Source organism: Pseudomonas gingeri (genome assembly GCF_013386115.1).
Taxonomy (GTDB): Bacteria; Pseudomonadota; Gammaproteobacteria; order Pseudomonadales; family Pseudomonadaceae; genus Aquipseudomonas; species Aquipseudomonas gingeri.
Window position 1 is genome coordinate 581,314 of the sequence record NZ_JACAOR010000014.1, and the last position, 16,005, is coordinate 597,318.

17 protein-coding genes are annotated in these 16,005 nt (G+C 64.6%); 6 read left to right on the plus strand and 11 right to left on the minus strand.

Annotated features, from left to right (window positions below; all coding sequences use genetic code 11):
• Positions 1-27: 27 nt before the first annotated feature.
• From msrA to msrB, 3 genes are read right to left on the minus strand one after another with little or no spacing between them, the layout of a single operon-like run.
• Positions 28-753 (minus strand): peptide-methionine (S)-S-oxide reductase MsrA, encoded by a 726-nt coding sequence (gene msrA / locus HX881_RS29355; protein ID WP_177088046.1) that lies wholly within the window; start codon positions 751-753, stop codon positions 28-30.
• A 20-nt stretch (positions 754-773) separates the two neighbouring features.
• Positions 774-2,582, minus strand: coding sequence for a cytochrome c biogenesis protein DipZ (locus HX881_RS29360; protein ID WP_017126651.1), 1,809 nt, complete (start codon positions 2,580-2,582; stop codon positions 774-776).
• A gap of 36 nt (positions 2,583-2,618) precedes the next feature.
• Entirely contained in the window at positions 2,619-3,137 is a 519-nt protein-coding gene (msrB, locus tag HX881_RS29365) for a peptide-methionine (R)-S-oxide reductase MsrB (protein WP_177088048.1), read from the minus strand.
• A gap of 170 nt (positions 3,138-3,307) precedes the next feature.
• Here msrB and HX881_RS29370 point away from each other — a divergent pair, with 170 nt between their 5' ends.
• Together HX881_RS29370 and HX881_RS29375 are read left to right on the plus strand one after the other, a co-directional pair.
• Positions 3,308-4,024 (plus strand): response regulator transcription factor, encoded by a 717-nt coding sequence (locus HX881_RS29370; RefSeq protein ID WP_017126649.1) that lies wholly within the window; start codon positions 3,308-3,310, stop codon positions 4,022-4,024.
• Entirely contained in the window at positions 4,021-5,484 is a 1,464-nt protein-coding gene (locus tag HX881_RS29375; RefSeq protein ID WP_177088050.1) for a sensor histidine kinase, read from the plus strand. Before HX881_RS29370 ends, HX881_RS29375 begins: the two co-directional genes overlap by 4 nt.
• Position 5,485: 1 nt before the next feature.
• On the opposite strand, the gene HX881_RS29380 is transcribed toward HX881_RS29375, so the two are convergent.
• Together HX881_RS29380 and HX881_RS29385 are read right to left on the minus strand one after the other, a co-directional pair.
• Positions 5,486-6,073: a TetR/AcrR family transcriptional regulator gene (locus tag HX881_RS29380; protein WP_177088052.1), complete on the minus strand. Its 588-nt coding sequence runs from the start codon at positions 6,071-6,073 to the stop codon at positions 5,486-5,488.
• 66 nt (positions 6,074-6,139) lie between these two features.
• On the minus strand, positions 6,140-7,063 hold the full coding sequence (locus HX881_RS29385; RefSeq protein ID WP_017126646.1) for a LysR substrate-binding domain-containing protein: 924 nt from the start codon (positions 7,061-7,063) through the stop codon (positions 6,140-6,142).
• A 94-nt stretch (positions 7,064-7,157) separates the two neighbouring features.
• Between HX881_RS29385 and HX881_RS29390 the strand changes: the two genes are divergently transcribed.
• Positions 7,158-8,039 (plus strand): EamA family transporter, encoded by an 882-nt coding sequence (locus tag HX881_RS29390; RefSeq protein WP_017126645.1) that lies wholly within the window; start codon positions 7,158-7,160, stop codon positions 8,037-8,039.
• Between the two features lie 6 nt (positions 8,040-8,045).
• Here the strand turns inward: HX881_RS29390 and HX881_RS29395 are convergent, their stop codons facing one another.
• Positions 8,046-9,176 (minus strand): patatin-like phospholipase family protein, encoded by a 1,131-nt coding sequence (locus tag HX881_RS29395; protein WP_177088054.1) that lies wholly within the window; start codon positions 9,174-9,176, stop codon positions 8,046-8,048.
• Positions 9,177-9,397: 221 nt separating this feature from the next.
• Positions 9,398-10,153, minus strand: a complete 756-nt coding sequence (locus HX881_RS29400) for a DUF899 domain-containing protein (RefSeq protein ID WP_017126643.1) — start codon at positions 10,151-10,153, stop codon at positions 9,398-9,400.
• A 240-nt stretch (positions 10,154-10,393) separates the two neighbouring features.
• On the opposite strand from HX881_RS29400, the gene HX881_RS29405 reads away from it, so the two are divergent.
• Both HX881_RS29405 and HX881_RS29410 read left to right on the plus strand, forming a co-directional pair.
• Positions 10,394-10,819 carry a YciI family protein gene (locus tag HX881_RS29405; protein ID WP_177088056.1) on the plus strand — a complete coding sequence of 142 codons (426 nt, stop codon included), beginning with the start codon at positions 10,394-10,396 and terminating at the stop codon, positions 10,817-10,819.
• Positions 10,820-10,842: 23 nt separating this feature from the next.
• On the plus strand, positions 10,843-11,250 hold the full coding sequence (locus tag HX881_RS29410) for a VOC family protein (RefSeq protein WP_177088058.1): 408 nt from the start codon (positions 10,843-10,845) through the stop codon (positions 11,248-11,250).
• Between the two features lie 4 nt (positions 11,251-11,254).
• Here HX881_RS29410 and HX881_RS29415 read toward each other — a convergent pair whose 3' ends face one another.
• Complete coding sequence (locus HX881_RS29415) at positions 11,255-11,455, minus strand: hypothetical protein (RefSeq protein ID WP_017126640.1); 201 nt, start codon at positions 11,453-11,455, stop codon at positions 11,255-11,257.
• A gap of 243 nt (positions 11,456-11,698) precedes the next feature.
• Here HX881_RS29415 and HX881_RS29420 point away from each other — a divergent pair, with 243 nt between their 5' ends.
• Positions 11,699-12,421: a PFL_4669 family integrating conjugative element protein gene (locus HX881_RS29420; protein WP_177088060.1), complete on the plus strand. Its 723-nt coding sequence runs from the start codon at positions 11,699-11,701 to the stop codon at positions 12,419-12,421.
• Here HX881_RS29420 and HX881_RS29425 read toward each other — a convergent pair.
• From HX881_RS29425 to HX881_RS29435, 3 genes are all read right to left on the minus strand, one after another.
• Positions 12,418-12,909, minus strand: a complete 492-nt coding sequence (locus HX881_RS29425; RefSeq protein WP_177088062.1) for an Lrp/AsnC family transcriptional regulator — start codon at positions 12,907-12,909, stop codon at positions 12,418-12,420. The two genes, HX881_RS29420 and HX881_RS29425, sit on opposite strands and share 4 nt — an antisense overlap.
• A 135-nt stretch (positions 12,910-13,044) precedes the next feature.
• Entirely contained in the window at positions 13,045-14,430 is a 1,386-nt protein-coding gene (locus tag HX881_RS29430; RefSeq protein ID WP_177088064.1) for an aspartate aminotransferase family protein, read from the minus strand.
• 17 nt (positions 14,431-14,447) lie between these two features.
• The gene (locus tag HX881_RS29435; RefSeq protein ID WP_177088066.1) at positions 14,448-15,914 is read right to left on the minus strand and encodes an NAD-dependent succinate-semialdehyde dehydrogenase; all 1,467 of its coding nucleotides are present in this window, start codon (positions 15,912-15,914) and stop codon (positions 14,448-14,450) included.
• Between the last annotated feature and the right edge of the window lie 91 nt (positions 15,915-16,005).

Genomic DNA, 16,005 nt, shown 5'->3' on the forward strand with positions numbered 1-16,005 from the left:
GGCTTGCCCGCGAATAGGCCATCGAACTCACTGCACGTCCGGCACCAGTACCGGATCGGCCCGGTAGAGGTCCGGATCCATGCGCTTGAGGTTCTCCACCTTCGGCATGTCGTTGATGGCGATATACGGCGCATACGGGTGCAGCGTCAGGTAGTTCTGGTGATAGCCCTCGGCCGGGTAGAAGACCTTGTTGTCCTCGATCCGGGTGACAATCGCCGACGGAAACACTTTGGCCGCGTTCAACTGCTCGATATACGCCTGGGCAACCTTTTCCTGGTCGGCATTCACCGGGAAGATCGCCGAACGGTATTGTGTGCCGCTGTCCGGGCCCTGACGATTGAGTTCGGTCGGGTCATGGGCCACCGAGAAGAACACCTGCAACAGCTTGCCGTAGCTGATCTGGCCCGGATCGTAGGTGATCTGTACCGACTCGGCATGGCCGGTGGTGCCTTCACCGACATCCTCGTAATGCGCGGTGCCCGCCGCGCCGCCGGTATAGCCGGAGACCACGTTCTGCACTCCGCGCACATGCTGGAACACCCCCTGGACGCCCCAGAAACAGCCGCCGGCAAACACCGCCGTGGCCTGGCCGGCCTTTGCCGGTTCATCCAGCGCGGGCGGGGCGATCTGCACTGCGGTCTCGGCGGCCCCGGCAAAACGCTGGATCATCAGCACCGACAGCGCCACGCCGGCAATCCCGGCGATCATCAGCAGCGGCGACCTGGGTTTCTTCTGACTCACGGACTTGTTCATGCTGTTTATCCTCTTGGCTATCAACCGAAGGTGAAGGCGTAGGCCTGGACACCCGGGTCAAGAAACTCGATGGAGAAGGTGTGGTCGCCGATATCGCCGGCCTGGCGCACCAGTTGGTAGAGGCGCTGCTCGGTCACGCTGCCCGCGCCATTGGCGTCGGTGTCGGTGCCGTGGTTGGCGCCGGGGGCCTTGCCGTCGATCAGCACCTTGAAGCGCACCGGCTTGCCGTCGCTCGCCGGGCCGAGCACCAGGTGCAGGTCACGGGCGTGGAAGCGGTAGATGACCTTGCCCGAGGCCTGGTTGAGGGCGGCCTGTTCCGAGTGAACGGTCCAGTTGCCTTCCAGGCCCCACTGGTTCAGGGCCGGTTGCTGCGGCGCGGCATAGTTCTTCGGCTTGTCGGCGACCTGCTCGCCAGGGGAGGCGAAGTTCTCGGCGCGGTCATAACCGACGTAGGTTTCCGGCGACTTCACTTCCGACTCGTCGGCGGCCTGCATCACGCCCTGGGCCTGGGTGCTGACCATGCCGCCGGAGACGTTCTTGTTACCGGCTTCGGCCAGCAGTTGCTGGATGACCTGCTCGGAGCCGGCATAGTCGCCTTCGCCGAAGTGGTGGTAGCGCACGCGACCCTGGGCGTCGACAAAGTAATGCGCCGGCCAGTACTGGTTATTGAACCCGCGCCAGATCGCGTAGTTGTTGTCGATGGCTACCGGGTACTGGATGCCCAGCTTGGCGACGGCCTGGCGCACGTTGTCGATATCTCGCTCGAAGGCGAACTCCGGGGCGTGCACGCCGATCACCACCAGACCCTGGTCGTGGTACTTCTGTGCCCAGGCGTTGACGTAGGGCAGGCTGCGCAGGCAGTTGATGCAGGAGTAGGTCCAGAAGTCGATCAGCACCACTTTGCCCTTGAGGTCGGCGGCGCTCAGTGGGGCCGAGTTGAGCCACTGCACGGCGCCCGAAAGGTCGGGCAGGGTGCCTTCCACCGGCAGGGCGCGTTCGTTGCCGCCGGTCTTGGCGGCCATCGCCATCATGCTGCCGCCGGGTTGGTCGCTGTTGACCGCGGCCATCATCGCGCCGCCTTGCGCCGGGGCGTCCTTCTGCACGACCGGGGTCAAGGTGTCGAGCAACTTCTGTTCGATACCGGAGGTGGCGACCGTGGAAACCTTGGTCAGCAGGCCGGTGTCCAGGCCCAGGGCAATCGCCACCACGCCGGCCAGCATCGCCGCGCCCAGGCCCCGGCGCAGCCATTCGCCGGTGCCGAGGTTGCGTTTCATCGCCGTGAACAGCCGGCCACCCACCAGCAGCGCGCCGGCCAGCGACGTGGCGGCACCGGCGGCATAGGCCAGCAGCAACAGCGTGGTGCCGATATTGGCGCCTTGCAGCGCGGCACCGGTGAGGATCAGGCCGAGGATCGGTCCGGCGCAGGGTGCCCACAGCAGGCCGGTGGCGATCCCCAGCAGGAAGGACGACTTGACGCTTGGCTGGCCGCTGCCGTCCTGGGCCGAACGCGACAGACGATCACCGGCCGATACCAGTGGCTGGGCCAGGCGATCGGCGAGATGCGGGAACAGCAGGGTAATGGCGAAGAACGCCATCAGCGCCATGGCCAGCCAACGGCCGTACTGGTTGGCCTGGACCACCCAGCCACCGCCGACGGCCGCCAGGGTGGCGACCAGGGCGAAGGTCAGGGCCATGCCGCAGAGCAGGGGCAGGCCGCTGCGGCGGAACGGTTCGCCGGAGCGGGCGAAGACAAACGGCAGCACCGGCAGGATGCACGGGCTGAGGATGGTCAGCAGACCGCCCAGGTACGCCAGGACAAGTAGAAACATGGTTGCAGATCCTTGTGATAAATCGTGATGGAGCGGTCAGGCGGCACTCGGGGCGAAGGTCATGGCCACGCCGTTCATGCAGTAGCGCAACCCGGTCGGCCGCGGGCCATCGGGGAACACATGGCCCAGGTGTCCGCCGCAGCGGTGGCAGTGCACTTCGGTGCGGGAAACCCCCAGCGACGTGTCGCGGCGGGTCGCCACGGCACTTTCCAGCGGCGCGGTGAAGCTCGGCCAGCCGGTGTGGCTGTCGAACTTGGCGGCGGAGGAGAACAGCGTCAGCTGGCAGCCGGCGCAGGCAAACACGCCGTCGCGGTGCTCGTCGTTGAGGGGGCTGCTGTAAGGCCGCTCGGTGCCTTCATGGCGCAGCACCTGGTACTGGTTGGCGTCCAGCAGCGTGCGCCATTCGGCATCGCTGTGGGTGACTTCGAAGGTTTCGTCCGGGGTGGCGGGGGCAGCATTTGCACCCAGGGTGGCGGCCACGGCGCGCCAGTCGACGAAGCCGGCGGCAAGCAGGGCGGCGGCACTGGAGAAAAGAAAGCGTCTTCTGGAGGACATGGCGTCACTTCCACGGCAATTGATCAGGCTTGCAGTGTCGGCGGGTAACGGTCGCCAAATCCTCCCGTAAAGTTAAATTAATTGTGAATATTTCCGCGTACCGATCCGGCACAATGAATCAGGCTTTGCTGGCCGTGCCGGCCCCGGATTTTCTTGCAGGAACGCTGCCCATGGATTCACCCAAACGCATACTGATCGTCGAGGATGACCTGCACCTGGCCGGGCTGTTGAGCCTGCACCTGCGTGACGAAGGTTATGAGGTCACCCATTGCGCCGACGGCAACCTGGGGCTGGCACAACTGGAAAAGGGCTCGTGGGATGCCCTGATCCTCGACCTGATGCTGCCGGGCGTCGACGGCCTGGAGATCTGTCGCCAGGCGCGGGCCATGGCGCGCTATACACCGATCATCATCACCAGCGCCCGTTCCAGTGAAATGCACCGGGTGCTCGGTCTCGAACTGGGCGCCGACGATTACCTCGCCAAGCCGTTTTCCATGCTCGAGCTGGCGGCGCGGGTCAAGGCGCTGCTGCGTCGGGTCGATGCCCTGGCCAAGAGCCTCAAGGTCGATGCCGGCAGTCTCGAACTCAACGGCCTGAGCCTCGATCCGCTGACCCGCCAGGCCGAGGTCAACGGCCAGTACCTGGAACTGACGCCGAGGGAATTCGACCTGCTGCACTTCTTCATGAAGAACCCCGGCACGGTCTACTCGCGCATGGACCTGCTGAACCAGGTCTGGGGCTACCAGCACGATGGCTACGAACACACGGTCAACACCCATATCAATCGCCTGCGGGCGAAGATCGAGGTCGACCCGGCGCAACCCGAGCGGATTCTCACGGTCTGGGGCCGGGGTTATCGCTTCGCCCCTTCGGGACGTGCCGAATGAACCTGACCCTGTCCCAGCGCTTGTCCGTGGTCTTTTCGATCCTGTTGCTGGCCTGCTGCGGCGCGTCGGTGTGGTTGCAGGTACGGGCCAGCGACATGCACGAGAAGGAAGTGGTGCAGGGGTTGTCCCGCGACCTGGCCCGTAGCATCGCCCTGGAAAACCGCCTGGTGGGCACCGAAGGCCTGACCATGGAGGGGGTGCGGGCGCTGTTCGGCCAGTTGATGAACGTCAATCCGAGCGTCGAGGTCTATCTGCTCGACCCGAGCGGACGGATCACCGGCGATGCGGCGCCGCAGGGGCATCTCAAGCGCGACCATGTCGACCTGCGGCCGATCCGGCGCCTGCTCGACGACCAGCCCTTGCCGATCCTCGGTGACGATCCGCGCAGCAATGACGGGCGCAAGGTGTTCAGTGCCGCCGCGTTGCAGGGCGGCGGCAAGGACCTGGGCTATCTCTACGTGGTGCTGCAGGGCGAAGAGCATGACCGCCTGGCCGCGCGGGTCTCGGCCAGTTCGGTCCTGCGGACCACCTTGTGGGCCATGACCCTGGTGGCGTTGCTCGGGCTGATCGCCGGCTTGATCGCTTTCCGCCTGATCACCCGGCCATTGCGCCGCCTGACCGACACCATGCGCGATTTCGACACCGACGTGCCGCCTGCCCGTTTGCCGGCGCTGTCGACCGCGGGGTTCGGCAGCCGTGACGAAATCGAAGTGCTGGAAGCCAGCTTTGCGCAAATGGCCACGCGTATCGGCGAGCAATGGCGGACCCTGACCCAGCTCGACCAGGACCGCCGCGAGCTGGTGGCGAATATCTCCCATGACCTGCGCACGCCGCTGGCCTCTTTGCACGGCTACCTGGAAACCCTCTCGCTCAAGGACGGGGTGCTGGCGGCCGACGAGCGCCGGCGTTACCTGGGGATCGCCCTGGCCCAGAGCAACAAGGTCGGCAAACTGGCCCAGGCGTTGTTCGAGCTGGCGCGCCTGGAGCACGGCGCGGTGCGTCTGGAACGCGAGGATTTCTCCCTCAGCGACCTGATCCAGGACGTGTTCCAGAAGTTCGAGCTGATGGCCGAGACCCGCCAGTCGAAACTGCTGGCGGTACTGCCGCGGGGTGCATCGATGGTGACCGCCGACTTGGGCATGATCGAGCGGGTGCTGACCAACCTGATCGACAATGCGCTGCGCCATACCCCCGAAGGCGGAACCATCGAGGTGGCGCTGGTGCATGAGGCGGGGAAAGTGCAGGTGACGGTCAGCGATACCGGGCCGGGGATTCCGGCCAAGCTGCTGGAAAACCTCTTTCGCCGTCCCTTCAACCATGACGGCGACCGCCGCTCCGGCGGTCTCGGGCTATTGATCGTGCGCCGTATCCTGCAACTGCATGACAGCCAGATCCGTCTGCTGTCGATCCCGGGGAAGGGCGCGGTGTTCTATTTCGAGCTGACGGCGGCAGGCGACTGATTCAGCCGTTGGCCGGTAGCAGGGCGGCGCGAGTGGCTTCGAGGATTTCATCGGAGATCGCCTGGCCACGGGTCGAACGCGCCAGGGCCAGGGCGCCGACCAGCAAGGAATATTGCACCAGGGCGGCTTTGCGCGCCTCGGGTTCGGCGCTGTCGAGCAAGCCGGCGTAGGCGCCCAGGAGTTTTTCCAGGCCCTCGACGTAACTTTGGCGCACGGCGCTGTCGGCGTCTTCGTGGGCCAGGTCGCCGCAGAAGGCCACCACCGGGCAGCCTTCGCCGGGGTTGTCGCGGTGGGCCGTGCTCAGGTAATGCTCGACAATGGCCTGGCGTGCCGCCTCCGGGCTGAGGGCTTCGGCCGTACGCTGCTGCCAGCGTTCGGTCGATTGCGCGAAGCTGCGCGTACAGGCTTCGGCCGCCAGGGCCTCCTTGGAGTCGAAGTGACCATAGAAGCCGCCATGGGTCAGCCCGGCCGCGCCCATGACCTCGATCACGCTCAGGCCCTTGAGGCCACGTTCACGGAACAGCCGCGCAGCGGCATCCGTGATGATTTCGCGGTTGAGTTCGGCCTGTTTGCGCGAGACGCGAGGCATGAGGGGCTCCTGTTAATAGATTCACGTAAACATCTATTCTATCACAGGCAGCCAAGCTGCTGGCCTTCATAGACTTTCGGGAAGGGCGTCTGCCGTTTTCGGGTCGAGGGGCAGGGTGGCGGCGATATTCAGTTCTTCTTCCAGGAAGCGCTGCAAGGCCCGGACCGCGGCCGCCTGGGCCGCGGGAACACGACGCACGTAAAGACCGAAATCGACGGTTGGCGCCGGCGGCAGGCCATCGAGGGGGCCCAGTACACGCATGCTCTGCGGGTGGACATTGCTTTCCAGCAGCACGGCGATGCCCAGGCCGGCCTCGACCGCCGATTGCACCGCCGGCAGGCTGGTGCTGCTGCACACCACGCGCCAGGCGATACCGGCCTGTTTCAGCGTCTGCGCGACCCGCGGTTGCCACAGGCAGGTACCACCGAAGGTCACCAGCGGCACGATCCGGCTGGACAGGTCGGGGTCCAGCACCAGGCCACGGGCGCCGACCCAGAACAACGGCTGGTTCCAGCTCACCTGGGGTTGGGCGTCGATACCCTGGGAGTCGCCGATGACGATATCAAGCGCACCGTCCAGCAGCCTGGCGGACATTGCCGCGCTGCTGTCGATGGTGATCTCCAGGGTGATATGCGGGTACGCCGCGGAAAACCGATGCAAGGCCCGCGGCAGGCTGCCCACTGCAATGTCCTCCAGCAGGCCGAGGCGCACCGTTCCCGCCACCTGGCTGATGGACAGCGCCCGCCGCGCATCGGCACCGGCGCCGAGAATGCCGTGGGCGTAGGGCAGCAGCAGATGACCGGCCTCGGTCAGGCGCAGGCCGCGCGGGGAGCGGTCGAACAGGCGTCGCTCCAGGTCCTCTTCCAGACGGCGCAGTTGCATGCTCACGGCGGCCTGGGTCCGGGCCAGGCGCTGGGCGGCGGTGCCGACCGCCCCGGTTTCGGCGACAGTGACAAAGGTTCGCAACAGGTTGCTGTCGAGGTCGCGCATTATCAATATCCGTTAAGTGGGGATAAGAAATATCAGCTTATTTGAAGTCCGGGTGGCTGGCTAGGATGGCCTGACGTTCACTGGAGGTTTTGTCATGCAGGAAAATACCGTCGTGCTCCCCGTGGCCGCCGCACCGCGGACACCCCGTCGGGCGTTGTTGCTGGCGGCGTCGTTGTGCGTGCTGTCGATGTGTCTGGTCCAGTTCGGTGCCGCCTTGTCGTCACCGACCATGGACACCTACGGCTCCCTAAGCACCACCTGGCTGCGCCTGTGCTGGGCCGCGACCCTTCTGATGCTGGTGGTGCGGCCTCCACTGCGCACCTATTCCCTGTCGCGCTGGGGGGCCGCGGCCAGCCTGGGCCTGGCGATGGCGGTGATGACCAGCTGCTTTTTCGCATCGATCCAGCGCATTCCCCTGGGACTGGCAATCGCCATCGAGTTTCTGGGCCCGCTGCTGCTGGCGAGCCTGGCCATACGCCGCTGGCGGGCGCTGATCTGGCCGCTGCTGGCGATGGCCGGTGTGCTGCTGCTGGCGCGCAACGACCAGGGCTGGATCGGCGAACCGCTGGGACTGGCCCTGGCGTTCGGCTCGGCAGCCGGCTGGGGCGCCTACATCCTGCTGATGAAGCGGGTCGGCACGCTGTTTCCGGGGTTTGAAGGCTTGTCGGTGTCGTTGCTCGCGGCGGCAGTGATAACCGCGCCCCTGGGATTGTGGCAAAGCGGCGGGCACCTGCCGTGGTTGCAGGTCGCCAGCTGCGCCGGGCTCGCGCTGTTCGTGCCGTTGCTGCCCTACGGCCTGGAGATGATCGCCCTGCGGCGGATGCCAGCGTCTTCGTTCGGCATCCTGATGAGCGTCGAGCCGGCGGTCGGCGCCCTGGCCGGTTACATGGTACTGAGCCAGCCCATGGTGCCGCTGCAGTTTGCCGGCACCGCGTTGGTGGTCAGCGCCAGTCTCGGGGTACTGATGGTGCCTTGAGTCGTATCAGGCCGGCGCGGTGGGCCTGGCGGTGACGGCGGGCGGCAGCAGGACAGCGTAGTGCCGGTCGGTCGTCTGGGCGACGGCATGGCCATGCCGGGCGATACGATCGAACACCTCGGGTTCGAGGCGATTCAGGCTGGTGGCGAAGCTCGCGGCAAATGCCGCGTCGCTGCCGGCCGGAGCCTCGATCAGCGCGCTGGCGATGCCCAGGTAGCCGCCGCGTCCCGGTGCCTGGTTGAGGTATTCGACAAAGGTTCGCGTGCGCAGGGCCCGCGACTGGTCGGACATGATGTCCGACAGGCGCTTGAGTCGCCAGGGGCTGAGCATGCCAGCCTGGAACCCGGGCTTGAGCGGGGCACCGGCATCGGACACGACGATGGGGTATTCGTAGCGCTTGCTGCGTCCGGTGGCAGCGTCGAAGAACGGCTCCAGGCCGAGGTTGTCATAGACTCCGCCGTCATACAGGTGCAACGTGGGGAAAGGCAATGTCGCCTCGACCGCGCTGTCGAGCGGCGCATTCCAGCCCCGTTGCATCCATTTGAAACGACGACTGTCGAGGGCCAGCGGACCGATGCCACCGGGGAACGCCGCCGACACCGACAGGGCCTTGGCGAGGGGAACGCCGAGGGTGCTGGCATAGCCGATGGAGTAGTCACCCATATTGCTCCGCTTGAAGCGAAAGCGCTTGCCGTTCTCGGCGGTGGTGCCATTGATCGACCAGTCCGGCCTCGCACCGATGTCCGCCAGCAGCCCATTCACGCCCCATTCGTTGCGCAAGCCCAACTCCAGCAGATTGGCCCGGGACATGATGAAGCGCCAGTTCAGCGGGTTGAGCAGCTGGCGCAGGGCGCTCCAGAGCAGGCTGCGCGAGCAGAGCTGGTGGCGCAGGCGCGGATAGATCTTCTCCAGGAAGTCCACCGAAGCGGGCCATTGCCCGCCGTTCTCATGCAGCATCAGGCCCACCAGCAGGCTACCGCCGGAGACGGTCGAGAGCTGGCTGACCCGTTCCAGGGCTTCTTGCTCGGCCAGGTACTTGAGCACGCCCAGATGAAACACCATGGCCCGGACACCGCCGCCGGACAGGGCCAGGGCGAAATCCGGAGATTGACCGATCGAGACTGCAGGAGAATCCATTTTTCCTCTCTATATGGGGGCGATACGGGATATGGCTTTTCGATATTAACTACTTTATCGGGGAATCGTTGCGCGCAGTGTGTCGGCACCCGGTCTTTCGGCCGGGTGCTGCTGGAGCGGTGTCAGCGGGTTTTGTAGGAACCCTCTGAATTGCCGGTCGGGGCACCAGAGGGCATGAACTTGTCGCGGTCCGGGGATCTTATGACGAACCCCGGGCGATCTCACTTTTTATCGGCGTGGGAGCCGCAGCAGGCAGATTGCCCGGCATGTTCATAGCGGTCATGGTGCCTGACCCAGTTCATGGTCCCGGTTTCGTTACGGCCCTTGGGCATCAGGTCGAGGAAATTGTAGGTGCCCACCAGGATGTCCAGGCCCCGTGCATAGGTCGAATAAGTATGGAAAATCTCACCCTCGGGGTTGCGGTAGAACACGCTGAGGCCGGGCAACTCCTCCTCGCTGCTGTCGATCAGTTCGTAGTTGTACCGGGTCTTGCCGGCCGCTTTTTCCGCCGGCGAAGGACTGACACCGAAGTCATGGTTGAAATCGCTGCCGGCCGACGACAACCAGTCGAAGTGCCAGCCCATGCGCTGCTTGAAGGCCTGGAACTGCGCCCACGGGGCGTGGGACACGGCGACAAACGAGACGTCATGATGGGCCAGGTGCAGGTTCGCGCCGTCGAAGTGATCGGCGAGGAACGAGCAGCCCGTGCAACCTTCCGTCCAGCCGTCGGCGAACATGAAGTGGTAGACGATCAACTGGCTGTTGTCGCCGAACAGATCGGCCAGTCGTTGTCGACCGTGGGGGCCCTCGAAGTGGTAGTCCTTGTCGATCCGTACCCAGGGCAGGGCGCGGCGTTCGGCGCTGAGCTGGTCGCGCTGGTGGCTGAAGGCCTTTTCACGGGCCAGGTGCTGCTGGCGTGCGGCCAGCCATTCCTGGCGCGATACCACGGGATGCTGTTCAACAGTGCGCTCGTTCATCACGAGATCTCCTTGGCGGCGTCGCCGCCCGGCGGGTTTGTCGAGTGGCGGATGGGGTACTTCTATGCTTAGTCGATTGACCGCGCGCGTTCTCGACACTCACCCCCGGCAAACGGAAAAACCGGACCGGCGGCCCGGCGGAAAAATAATTTCAGCGCGGTGTCGATTACGCCGATGGCCGTTCGATTAACCCGTAGAACCGCCAGCGGGGCGGTTCACCCACTATCAGGAGAAAAGACCATGCGATTTATGGTGATCGTCAAGGCCACCCCGGAATCGGAAGCCGGGCAAATGCCCAGTGAAGAACTGCTGGCCGCCATGGGCGCCTACAATGAAGAGCTGGTCAAGGCCGGCGTGATGCTCGCCGGCGAGGGCCTGCACCCCAGCGCCAAGGGGGCCCGCGTGCAGTTCTCCGGCACGCGCCGCAGCGTTGTCGATGGACCCTTTATCGAAACCAAGGAACTGATCGCCGGCTTCTGGATTTTCCAGGTGCAGTCGTTGCAGGAAGCCATCGACTGGGTCAAGCGCTGCCCCAACCCGATGGCCGGCGACAGCGAAATCGAAATCCGCCAGATCTTCGAGGCCGAGGATTTTGGCGAGGCCTTTACCCCCGAGTTGCGCGAGCAGGAAGAACGCCTGCGGACGCAGATGTCCGGTCAATCGTGAAACCTGACAACAGGAGATCCACCATGAGAATCATTCCCTACCTGACCTTCAACGGCCACTGCAAGGAAGCCTTTGCGTTGTACCAGAAGGTGCTCGGTGGCAAGGTGTTTTCCATGTCCTTTGCCGAGGCGCCCGCCGAGGTGGGCATGCCCAAGGATGCGAACCTGATCCTGCACGCCTGCCTGACCGTGGGCGGCTTCAGCCTGATGGCCTCCGATTGCCCGCCGGGCCAGCCGTACCACAAGCCACAGGGCGTGTCGGTGTCGCTGAATGTCGACAGCGCGGACGAGGCCCGGCGCTTGTTCGATGGCTTGAGCACGGACGGCAAGGTCTTCATGCCACTGGAGAAAACCTTCTGGGCGGAAAGCTTCGCCATGTTCGAAGACCGTTTCGGCATTGCCTGGATGGTCAACTACGAGGGGAAGAAGTAGTCCGCTAACGCAGGCCGGACTGTCCGGCCTTGCGTCGTTCCTCCCCGGTCGGGCTGCCGATATCGATCAGGCGGCGCTCGACCAGCACATTCAGCAAGGCTTCGCGCGAGGGCGTGTCCAGTTGGTGGGCGCGCTCCTTGAGTTCCAGCAGGATCGGGCTGGACCAGGTGCGGTAGGTGCGTTCGGCGATACGTACGGGGGTCATCAATGTCTCCCTGAGCAGTAGGCCCGCTGACCAAGCCGGACCGGTTCCATGAGCGCAAAAGCCTAGTAGATAAAAGCGGCTGCCGCTAACCGTCTTGTTAGAACATGTTGCTATGTGCAAAGACGGCTACGGGGGGAGGGCCGGCGGATAAAAACAGATCGGTCGCCAACCTGTTTCCCGACTGACGGACGACGCCTTGCCGATGACACTGCTGCCCTGACCTTCACTCATCAGGAGTATGCGATGTCCAGCTTTTCCCCTCTCGAAATCGGCCCGCTACGCAGTGCCATGAGCTTTACGCTGCACACCTGGCATGCGACTCAGGTCTGGCAAGGCCGGCCCGCGAGCGAAGAGAAAAAACGCATCATGGGCCTTGTCGGATTTCTCGGCCTGATCAGCAGGGTCGCGCGCGGCGCGGCCCTGGATGATCCTTATTCCGACTTCTGGATCATCCGTCTTCAGGAAAAACTGCAAGGCTCGAAAGCCGAACTGGCGCAGATCCGGGAACAACTGGAGCCACTCATGAGCCGCTTGCCCGCGGAGATCAGCCTCGGCGAAAACCTCAGCATCCAGCCTGTAACCTTGCCGCTGGTCGTCAGGTCCCGGTTGGGTTTCCTGGCGGTGTATCTGTTGATCGATTACGACAGCATCGTTCGCCAACTGCTGCTGGCCCATAGAACGGCATTGATCGACCGGCGCACCATGGAGCGCTGGATCAGCGCCAGTGGGCAGGTGTTTCGCAGCCTTTTCGGATTGGCTCGCCAGTACCGGTTTTCCGGGGCGACGCGCGCGGATTTCATTGTTGGCAACGCCGTGGCGCGTGAGGCCGAGGAACGTTTCGGCGAGCTGCCGGCGGACGTTCTCGAAGGAACGCGGCGCTCGGAGTTCGCGCCCAGGATCATCCTGCCGCGCAGCGACGGCGAGGTCCGGCAGGGGGGGGCCGAAGAGGCTGGCGGCTGGGGTTAGTCCGTGGCGAGTAACGCGTTCAATGCCTGGGCCGGTGGCGCGCCGCCGGTCTTGATGGTCTTGGTGACGATATAGGTGAAGTAGCGCTCGATGCCCAGGTCTTCCAGCAACAACTGATCGATGAAACGCTGGTACTGATCGATGTCCGCGGCCTGGATCATGGCGATGTAGTCGACGCCGCCACCGGTGGCATAACAGAACTGCACTTCCCCGGCATCGCTCATCCGTTGCTCGAAGCGGCGCATGTCCTGGGCCGTGTGCCGGGCCAGGGTGATTTCCACCAGCAGTTGCTGGCTCTTGAACACCTGGTTCCAGTCGATCAGGGCGCGGTAGCCCTTTACCAGGCCGGCGCTCTCCAGCTTGCGCACACGCTCCCAGGCCGGTGTCACCGAGAGGTTGATCGCCTCGGCGAGGTTCGACTTGGTGATGCGCCCGTCCTCCGAGAGGATGCGCAGGATATTCAGGTCATAACGGTCAAGCTTGTGCATCAGTAACGAACTCCGCAGGCGACATGTGCAGGCGCGAGCAGGCTCGCGAAGGACGGGTAGACGATGCATTCATCCGGGATGGACACGTTATCGTCGCCGACCTTCGCGAGCAAGCGCGCCTGCGGGGAGCAGGTCTCAACCGAGGACTTCACCGGCGACCTGATCGATCGCCTGCCGGGTGATGTCGACGATCAGGTCCGCCTCCTGCTCGGTCAGGATCAGCGGCGGGGCGAAGCCGAGGATATCGCCGTGAGGCATGGCCCGGGCGATCATGCCGCGTTCGAGGCAGGCGGCCGAGACTTTCGGACCGACTTTCAAGGCGGCGTCAAACGGCGTGCGTTGCTCACGGTCGGCCATGAACTCGACAGCGGCAAGCATGCCATCACCACGCACTTCGCCCACCAGCGGATGACCTTCCAGGGTTTCGCGCAAACGGCGGTTGAGGTAGCCGCCGACCTGCTCGGCATTGGTCGTGAGGTTCTCGCGCTCGAGGATATCGAGGTTGGCCAGGGCCGCCGCTGCGCAGATCGGGTGGCCGGAGTAGGTCCAGCCGTGGCCCATGGCGCCGTCCCGGGTCGAGGCCGCTTCTATCACGCTCCACACCTTCTCGCCTATGATTACCGCCGACAGCGGCGCATAGGCGCTGGTCAGGCCCTTGGCGGTGGTGATCAGGTCCGGACGCATGCCATAGCGCTGGCTGCCCATCTTCGAACCCAGGCGACCAAAGGCACAGACCACTTCGTCGGCGATCAGCAGCACGTCGTACTTGTTCAGCACGGCCTGGATCGCGGCCCAGTAACCGGCCGGGGGCACGACGATGCCGCCGGTGCCCATCACCGGTTCGCCAATGAACGCGGCGACGGTATCGGGGCCTTCGGCGAGGATCATTTTCTCCAGCTCGTCGGCGCAGTAGCGGACAAAGGCCGCTTCATCCATGCCGGTCGGTGCCTTGCGGTACCAGTGCGGGCAGACGGTGTGGCCGATGCCTTGTTCCGGCAGGTCGAAATGCTGGTGGAATGCGGCCAGCCCGGTGAGGCTGCCGGTCATGATGCCCGAGCCGTGATAGCCGCGATCCCGGGAAATGATTTTCTTCTTCCGCGGGCGGCCCAGCACGTTGTTGTAGTAGCGCACCAGCTTGATCTGGGTTTCGTTGGCATCGGAGCCGGACAGGCCGTAGTAGACCTTTTTCATGCCTTCGGGCGCCCAGTCCATGATGCGACTCGACAGCTCGATGATGGCCTCGGTCGAGTGGCCGACATAGGTGTGGTAGTAGGCTAGTTCCTTGGCCTGTTTGTAGATGGCGTCGGCGACTTCGGTGCGGCCATAGCCGATGTTCACGCAATACAGCCCGGCAAAGGCATCGATGAATTCCCGCCCTTCGTGGTCACGGATACGGATACCCGCGGCACTCTTGATGATGCGTCCCTTGAGCGCGCCGCTGGCGTGGTCATGGGCGTGGGTCGAGGGGTGCATGAAGTGGGCACGGTCTTGTTCGAACAGCGCTTCGGGTGTCGGGTTCATGGTGGCTCTCCTTGGAATCAGCCTTGGTGGTGCAGGCAAAAATATTTGGTTTCGACAAAGGCTTCGAAGCCCTCGGTGCCGCCTTCACGGCCCAGCCCCGAGGCCTTCATGCCGCCGAAGGGAATGGGGTGGCCGGTGAACTTCACGCCGTTGACCGCGATCATGGCGTGGTCGAGGCGGCGGATCAGCGGGTAGATCAGGTCCAGGCGGTTGGAGCAGACATAGGCGGCCAGGCCGTATTCGGTGTCGTTGGCCATTTCGATGGCCTGTTCGAGGGTGTCGAAGGGCATCACCCCGGCGATGGGGGCGAAGTTTTCTTCGCGGTAGATGCGCATCTGCGGTGTGACGTCGGCCAACACTGTCGGCTGGTAGAACAGGCCGCCCAGGGCGTGCGCCTCACCGCCGGCCAGGCGTTGCGCGCCGAGGTGCAAGGCGTCGGCCACGCGTTCGGCGGTTGCGTCGAAGGCGGCCTGGTGCATCAACGGGCCGACGTCGACGGTCTGCTCCTGGTCGCCCAGCAGGGCCGGTCCGACACGCAGTGCACGCACGGCCGCGGCGAAGCGGTCGAGGAAGGCCGGGTAGAGGGAGCGCTCGACCATGATGCGGTTGGCCGCGCAACAGTCCTGGCCGGAGGTCTGGAACTTGGCTTCTACCGCGACCCTCACCGCCAGTTCCAGGTCGGCATCGGCGCAGACAATGAAGGGCGCGTTGCCGCCCAGTTCCAGTGAAACCTTCTTCACGTCCCGCGCCGCCGCCTGCAGGACCAGTTTGCCGACCCGGGTCGAACCGGTGAAGCTGACCGAACGCACGCGGCTGTCCTGCACCAGGGTCTGCATGGTCATTTGCGGCTCGCCCAGCACCACGTTGAACACCCCGGCGGGGAAACCGGCTTCTTCCGCCAGTTGGGCGAGGGCAAAGGCCGAATACGGCGTTTCATGGGCCGGCTTGATCACCACCGTGCAACCGGCGGCAAGTGCGGCGGCGGCCTTGCGGGTGATCATCGCCGAGGGGAAATTCCAGGGGGTCAGCAGCGCGCAGACACCCACCGGTTCCTTGACCGTGCCCAGGTGGGCGCCGGGGATATGGCTGGGGATGTTCTGTCCATAGAGGCGCCGGGCTTCCTCGGCGAACCAGGGAATGAAACTGGCGGCATAGGCGATCTCGCCGCGGGATTCGGCCAGGGACTTGCCTTGTTCCAGGCTGAGAATGCGCGCGAGGTCCTCCTGATGCTCCAGGATCAACGCCGCCCAGCGCCGCAGGACAGTGGCGCGGGCATCGAGGCTCAGTTCACGCCAACTGGCGAACGCCCGGTGCGCGGCCTCCACCGCCGCGACAATCTGAGGTTTTTCCAGCATCGGCACATGGCCGATCAACTGCTGGTTCGCCGGGTCATGCACGGCGATGGTGCTGGCACTGTCGCTGTGGATCCAGTGCCCGTCGACGTAGCACAGGGCCTTGAACAGCAGCGGATGTTTATAGGTCATGGTGTTCACTCCGGATCGTCTGAGTGGAACCAATGCTAGGGCAGGGTGCTGCACGGGATTGGCGGTTTGGAGGGGGTGGGACAGTGGTTTT